The organism is Kribbella sp., from assembly GCF_035655035.1.
Classification (GTDB): domain Bacteria; phylum Actinomycetota; class Actinomycetes; order Propionibacteriales; family Kribbellaceae; genus Kribbella.
In genome coordinates this window covers 1-6972 of the sequence record NZ_DASRVN010000556.1, presented here as the reverse complement: position 1 = coordinate 6972, position 6972 = coordinate 1, and the positions used below count along the sequence as shown (strand labels likewise).

4 protein-coding genes and 1 pseudogene are annotated in these 6972 nt (G+C 69.6%); 2 read left to right on the top strand and 3 right to left on the bottom strand.

All coding sequences use genetic code 11. The features are described from left to right. Positions 1–1317 (top strand): MMPL family transporter (locus VFF46_RS29885; protein ID WP_325040571.1); only part of this gene is annotated, 1317 nt, incomplete at its 5' end. Between the two features lie 130 nt (positions 1318–1447). Here the strand turns inward: VFF46_RS29885 and VFF46_RS29880 are convergent. Then, positions 1448–4453, bottom strand: coding sequence for a helix-turn-helix transcriptional regulator (locus tag VFF46_RS29880; protein WP_325040570.1), 3006 nt, complete (start codon positions 4451–4453; stop codon positions 1448–1450). 50 nt (positions 4454–4503) lie between these two features. Between VFF46_RS29880 and VFF46_RS29875 the strand changes: the two genes are divergently transcribed. After that, positions 4504–5940, top strand: a complete 1437-nt coding sequence (locus VFF46_RS29875; RefSeq protein ID WP_325040569.1) for an Nramp family divalent metal transporter — start codon at positions 4504–4506, stop codon at positions 5938–5940. On the opposite strand, the gene VFF46_RS29870 is transcribed toward VFF46_RS29875, so the two are convergent. Further along, positions 5927–6694, bottom strand: a complete 768-nt coding sequence (locus VFF46_RS29870) for a nucleotidyltransferase domain-containing protein (protein ID WP_325040568.1) — start codon at positions 6692–6694, stop codon at positions 5927–5929. The genes VFF46_RS29875 and VFF46_RS29870 overlap by 14 nt on opposite strands. A 70-nt stretch (positions 6695–6764) precedes the next feature. Next, positions 6765–6972, bottom strand: a pseudogene (locus VFF46_RS29865) (SMP-30/gluconolactonase/LRE family protein); the annotation flags it as partial.

Genomic DNA, 6972 nt, shown 5'->3' with positions numbered 1-6972 from the left:
TACAAAGAGGAACTGCACGACTACGAGAGCAAGTACAAGGCGATGCGGGTCGCGTGGCGCGCCGCGGTCGAGCCGATCGCGGCCAGCGCGGCGACCGTCATCCTCGGGCTGCTCTGCCTGCTGCTCTCCCGGCTCGGGAGTACGAAGGGTCTCGGCCCGGTCGGCGCGTTCGGGATCGCCGGGGCGTTCATCGCGGCGATGACGTTCCTGCCCGCGATCCTGCTCGCGTTCGGGCGGCGGATCTTCTGGCCGTCGATCCCGCGCGTCGACCACGTGCACTCCCGCGACCAGGTCGGCGGTCGCCGGCTCTGGGGCCGGGTGTCCGGGCTGGTCGGGCGGCGTTCGCGGCGGGTCTGGGCGATCAGCGCGCTGGCGTTGCTGGCCTGCGCGGCGTTCCTGCCGACGTTCAAGGCCAGCGGTACGTCGCAGGAGGACCTGTTCCTGAACAAGGTCGAGTCGGTCACCGGCCAGCAGCAGCTCGGCAAGCACTTCGACGCCGGCGCCGGTACGCCCGTGGAGATCCTCACCCCGGTGGCGCTCGCGGACCGGGTCGTCCAGGCCGCGGCCAAGGTCGACGGTGTCGGGGGCGCCTCCGCCTCGGTCGCTCCCGGCGTACCGCCGAAGGTTGTGGACGGCAAGGTTCTGGTCCAGGCCACGCTGAAGATCCCGGCCGACTCACCGGACGCGACCAAGGTGGTCAAGCACCTGCGGACCGACCTGGACTCGATCAGCCCGGACATCCTGGTCGGCGGGAACACCGCGATCAACCTGGACGTCCTGGACGCCGCGCAACGCGACCTCAAGGTGATCATCCCGACGATCCTCGCGGTCATCTTCGTCGTACTGATGCTGCTGCTCCGCTCGCTGGTCGCCGCCGTCCTGCTGGTGATCGCGAACGTGCTGTCGTTCGGCGCCACGGTCGGGGTGAGTGCGCTGATGTTCAACCACGTGTTCAAGTTCCCCGGCGCCGACCCGGGCATCCCGCTGTACGCGTTCGTGTTCCTCGTTGCCCTGGGCATCGACTACTCGATCTTCCTGATGACCCGGGTCCGCGAGGAGTCCCAGGAACAGGGCACCAGACCCGGCATCCTGATCGGCCTCGCCGTCACCGGCGGCGTGATCACCTCCGCCGGCGTCGTCCTCGCCGCCACGTTCTCGGCACTCGCCGTCCTCCCCATCCTGTTCCTGGTCCAGATCGCCTTCATGGTCGCCTTCGGCGTCCTCCTCGACACCACCGTCGTCCGCTCGCTGCTCGTCCCCTCCCTGGCCCACGACATCGGCAAGAAAGTCTGGTGGCCCAGCAAACTGGCGTCCTAGTCTGGTGAGCATGGAGACGTTCGAGGGAAGCATCGTGGTGAACGACGGATGTATGGCTCTGGGAGTTCTGCCGGAGACGCGGGCGCGGCGGATCTCGAAGGCCGTGGAGATGCTCGGCACCTCGTGAGGGTCACGGCTTCTTCAGGGAGGCCAGCTCGGTGCGGTTGGCGACGCCGAGCTTCGTGTAGACGTGGGCCAGGTGGGTCTTGACGGTGCCGCGGCTGATGAACAGGCGTTCGCCGATCTCCGGGTTGCTGAGACCCTCGACCGCGAGCGCGACGACCTGCTCCTCGGTCGGGGTCAGGCTGGCCCAGCCGGACGACGGGCGCCCGCGGGCTCCTCGGGTACGGCGGGCATAGGCGACCGCCTCGTCCAGCGTCAGCGGCGCCTCGTCGGACAACGGCAGATCCGGGTGATCGGCCGGTACTGCGAGGCCGATGTCGTCGCGGGCGTTCGCGGCCGCGCGTGCCAGGCGGGCGGCATCCGCCGGGCGGTTGGTGTGATTCGCCAGCAGGGCAAGGGATTCCAGGCTGTCGATGAGGTACGTTCGCAGCCCGTGGTCGACGCGGATCGTCAACGCCTCGTGCAGGAGTTCCGCGGCCTTGTCAGGTTGTTCCTCGATCGCGGTCCGGCCGAGCTGGTCGAGGGCGTCGGCGAGGATCCGCGGGAGGTTGTAGGCGCGCGCCAGGCCGGCGGCACGTTCGAGCTCCTCGGTCGCGTCCTGGCCCAGTGCGCGCCTGGCGGCGGCGACGGTCGGCAGCAGCATCGCGGGCGCGAACGTCCGGGCGAGCGGGCTGTCCGGCGCGGTGGCGTCGGCGAGCCACTCGATCGCAGCGTCGTACTCGCCGGTCCAGTACGAGATCACGCTCATCACCTGACCGAGATTCGGTACGACGGAACCGGCCGTCTCGGCCAGCTCGAGCAGCGGCCGCACCAGCACGCGGGCCTCGTCCACGCGGCCGACCCGTACCAGTACGGACGCGAGCTGGGCGCGGGCCGAGCCGACCCGGTGGAAGTCGGCGAGCGGTTCGGCCGCGGCGAGGGCGCGTTCGGCGATCTCGACGGCCTTCCGGGGTTCGCCCGTGGAGACGAGGCTCTCGGACCAGGTCGTGAGGACCGTCGACGCGATCCCGCGTTCGCCGCTGGAGATCAGGCCGGTGGCGGCGCGGTCGAGCAACGGGCGGAGCTCGTCGTGACGATCCCACAACGACAGCAACACGCATTGCAGGGCGACGTTCGCGTTCCGGGCGTGTTCGTTGCCGATGCCGTCGGCGAGCCGCACGCCCTCGGTCGTCAGGTCCCAGGCCTTGTGGAAGTCGGTGAAGAACTCGCCGACCGCAACCATCGCGAGGAACAGCGACCGCAGCCCGTCGTCGCCCAGCTCGGTCGCCAGGTCGAGCCCGCGGCCGGCCGCGTCGTACCCGAATGGGTCGACGGTGTCGGCGACGGTCGCGTAACCGTAGTACAAACGGGCCTGCAGCAACGTTCGGTCGTCCGGGGCGCGGTCGATCGCGCGGCGCAGGTAGCCGATGCCTTCGGTACCGGTCGCCTGCAGGTTCCACAACCAGCGGAGCGCGGCGGCGAGCCTGCGTCCGCGGTCCGGGTCGGCGGCGGCCAGGCCGTGTTCGAGCGCGGCGCGGTAGTTCTCGCGGTCGGGTTCGATCAGCGCGCGCCAGGCGTCCCGATCGCTGTCCAGCAAAGGTTCCGCGGCCTCGGCGACCCGCAGGTAGTGGTCGAGATGACGATCCCGTACGTCGTCATCGGTCAGGCGGCCGGCGGCGTACTCGCGGATCGTCTCCAGCAGCCGGTACCGCCCGTCCTCCGCGACGACAAGCGATTTGTCGACAAGCCGCGCGAGGATCTCCGGTACGGCGCCGCTCACCGCCGCCGCGGCTTCCAGCGTGAACCCACCGGCGAACGCCGCCAGTCGCCGGAACGCCTGCCGCTCCTCGTCGTCCAGCAGGTCGTAACTCCAGTCGATCGACGCCGCCAACGTCCGCTGCCGCGCCGCGACCCCGCGCACGTTCTTCGTCAACAGCGCGAACCGATCCTCCAGCCCTGCTTCGATCTGCAAGGGCGTCAACACCCGACTCCAAGCAGCCGCCAACTCCAGAGCAAGCGGAATCCCGTCCAGCCGCTCACAGATGGCTCGAACCGCGTGCTCTACCTCCGCGCTGTCGGCCGACGCCTCCGCGCGTTCCAGGAACAGCGTGCGGGCTTCATCCGGGGACAGTGCGGGGACTCGCCAGATCGACTCGCCGGGGAGGTCGAGGGGTTCGCGGCTCGTCGCGAGGACCGTGAGTTCGGGGCAGCCGGTCTGCAGAGCGGTGACGAACTCCGCGACGCCCTCGATGATCTGCTCGCAGTTGTCCAGGCAGATCAGCGCCTGCTTGTCCCGCAGCTGGCCGATCAGCAGCCGGTCGCCCGGCTCGACGAGCAGACCGATCGCAGCGGCCACCTCCTCGGGGATCTGCGAACCGTCAGTCACCGCCGACAGATCGACCCACCACACCCCGTCTGCCCACCGCTCCGCCAGCTGCGCCGCGGTCTGCGCGGCCAGCCGGGTCTTGCCGGCACCACCGGGACCGGTCAGCGTGACGAGCCGGCTTCCGGCGAGCTGCGTACGCAGGGCCGCAACCTGCGTCGTACGTCCGACGAAACTGGTGAACATCACCGGCAGGTTGTTCGGCACACAGTCCAGCGACCGCAACGGCGCACCGGTGGAGGTGAGCTCGAAGATCCGCTCCGCCGACCCGAGGTCCCGCAGCCGATGCACGCCAAGATCGTTGACAGGCCCCACGATCAGGGCCGCAGTGGTTGCGGTCAGCAACGTTTGCCCCGGGTTGGCGATCGCCAGCAGCTGCTCGGCGTGCCGCACCGCCGGACCGGCCGCCGTCGCGGTGTGTACGGCGATCCGGAGCAGGTCGCCCGCCGGCACCCGCGCGGCCGCCTCCCGGAGTGCCCCGGCCGCCTCGATCGCGTCGTCCGCGGACGCGTACCGGAGCACCGGCCACCCCGCGTCCCGGCGGACCAGCTGCTCCCCCGGCAGCTCGGCGGCCAGCCCGGACAGCCGGGCGTACGCCGGTGCGCTCGCGGCCCCGGCGTACGACGCGGTCAGAATCGTCACCCCACCCATGGGCGCCAGTCTGCCACCGGTTCGGTAGGCTCCGGGGCCAGGGGAGTTTGATGACCGACACCGCACCGACCGACCACGGACACTTCGCGCTACCGACCAAGAACCTGCCCGCGCCACAGGTCCGCGACCTGCCCGAGCCGCCCGCGAGCACCTGGAAGATCATCGGCCCCGGCATGGTCGGCGCCGGCGTCGGGCTGGCGTCCGGCGAGTTCATCCTCTGGCCGTACATCTCCAGCCAGGTCGGCCTGGTGTTCCTCTGGGGCGCCGTCGTCGGCGTCCTCGTGCAGTGGTTCCTGAACATGGAGATCGAGCGGTACACGCTGGCAACCGGCGAGACGGCGTTGACCGGCTTCAACCGGTACGGGAAGCACTGGGGCCTGTTCTTCGCGATCATGACGTACTTCGCGAACCTCTGGCCGGGCTGGGCGACGAGCTCGGCGAGCATGCTCACGTACCTGTTCAGCGGCGGCGACCCGCGCTGGATCGCGATCGTGATGCTGCTGGTGATCGGCGCGATCCTGACCCTGGCACCGGTCGTCTACGTGATGCTGGAGCGACTGATCGCGGTGAAGATCGCCGCCGTCGCGCTGCTCGTCGTACTGGCGCTGGTGTTCGCGATCCGCGGCAAGACGTACGGCGCGCTCACGCAGGCGGTCACCCAGCCGCAGTTCCCGGCCGGGCAGCTCGGGTTCGCGCTGGTGATGGGCGCGATCGCGTACGCCGGTGCCGGCGGCGGGCAGAACCTCGTCCAGAGCAACTGGATCCGCGACAAGGGCTTCGGGATGGGCCTCCACGTACCGCGGCTGACGTCACCGGTGACCGGCGAGACCGAGGCCGACCCGACCGCGAACGGCTACACGTTCCCGCCGGACGACGCGAACCTCGCCCGCTGGCGCCGCTGGTGGCGGTTCGCGAACATCGAGCAGGCCGCGACGTTCGTGGCGATCACGGTACTGACGATCGCGTTCACGTCGATGCTCGCGCACGCCACCCTGTTCGGCAACGCCGCTGTGCAGAACAGCATCGGCTTCCTGAAGATCGAGGGCATCACGCTGCAGACGATCGTCGGCGGCTGGTTCGGGTACCTGTTCTGGGCGGTCGGCGCGTTCTCGTTGTTCGCCGCGGCGGCCGGCATCGTCGACTACACGTCGCGGCTGGCCTCGGACATGATCAAGGCCCGCTACCTGCGGACGTCGAGGATCACCGAGTCCAAGCTCTACTTCTGGCTCGTCTGGGGACTCGTTGCCTTCGGCATCATCGTACTGCTGGCCGGCCTCACCCAGCCCCTGGTCCTGCTGGTCATCTCGGCCTGCACCGCCGGCACCATGATGTTCATCTACTCCGGCCTGCTCTGGTGGATGAACTCCCGGGCCCTCCCCGAAGCGATCCGCATCACCACCACCCGCACCGCCGTCCTCCTCTTCTCCTTCCTGGCCTTCGGTTTCCTGGCCGTCTTCACCGCCATCGACCAACTCAAGAAGCTCTGAGGAACTCAACAACCGCTTCTTCGGCAGCGGTACGCCGAACCACCTGGTCGCCACGGACCTCCCGATAGACGTCGACGGCTGCCCGCAGGGCGCGAAGGCAGTCGTCGGCGTCGGCCGTCGCCACGGTGGCGCTGAACTCCGGCAACAACTCGGGCGCAAGCGTCTCCAACCGCCGTACGCCCGCCGGACGCGACGTACGACCGAGGGTGGCGAGCGGCGCGAGCGCGGCCGCCCGGATCATCCCGAGGGCGTCGATCGCCTCGAACAGCTCACCACGCGCGACCTTCACCGCCGTGTAGTGCACCCACACCCAGAACCGATCCTCGATCCACTGCGCATCCACCTGCGGCCAGGCGGCCGTACTGTCGCGCCGTACCCGATCCACCGTGTCGTCCCGCTGCCACAGCACGACACCGTCCTCGACCCGCGTCCGCAGCCCGTCCGGCGTCACGAACTTCAGGTCCACATGGATCAATGGCGGCCCGAACAACGCGATCAGCAACCGCGGCTCCCCCACATGCTCCCCGGTGAAACTCGCCAGCAACGGCCCGACCCGCCCCGCGAACTCCTCCGCCTCGGCCAAGCACCCCGGCTGCCCCTCCGCCGTACACACGATCACCAGATCAAGATCCGAGTACTCGTCACTGGTGCCCGAGGCAACCGACCCACCCACCACCACCGCCAGCACCCGCGGATCCTTCTCCGCCGCTGCCACCACACCGTCCGCCACCTGCCGGAGATGCTCCGGAATCATGCCCACCAGTCCTCCTCGGATCAGGTCAGCAGACCATCATCACACGCGGGGCGGATCGGCGGCGAGCGGATTAGCGGTGGGGGCCGTATGCCTCCGGGGCGCCGTTGGTGGTGGTGAAGAGGGAGTAGACGGAGGTGGTCGCGGTGAGGAACAGGCGGTTGCGTTTGGGGCCGCCCCAGGTGAGGTTGCTGACGGTTTCGGGGACCAGGAGTTTGCCGAGCAGGGTGCCGTCGGAGTGGTAGATGTGGACGCCGTCGGCGGCCGAGGCCCAGATCCGG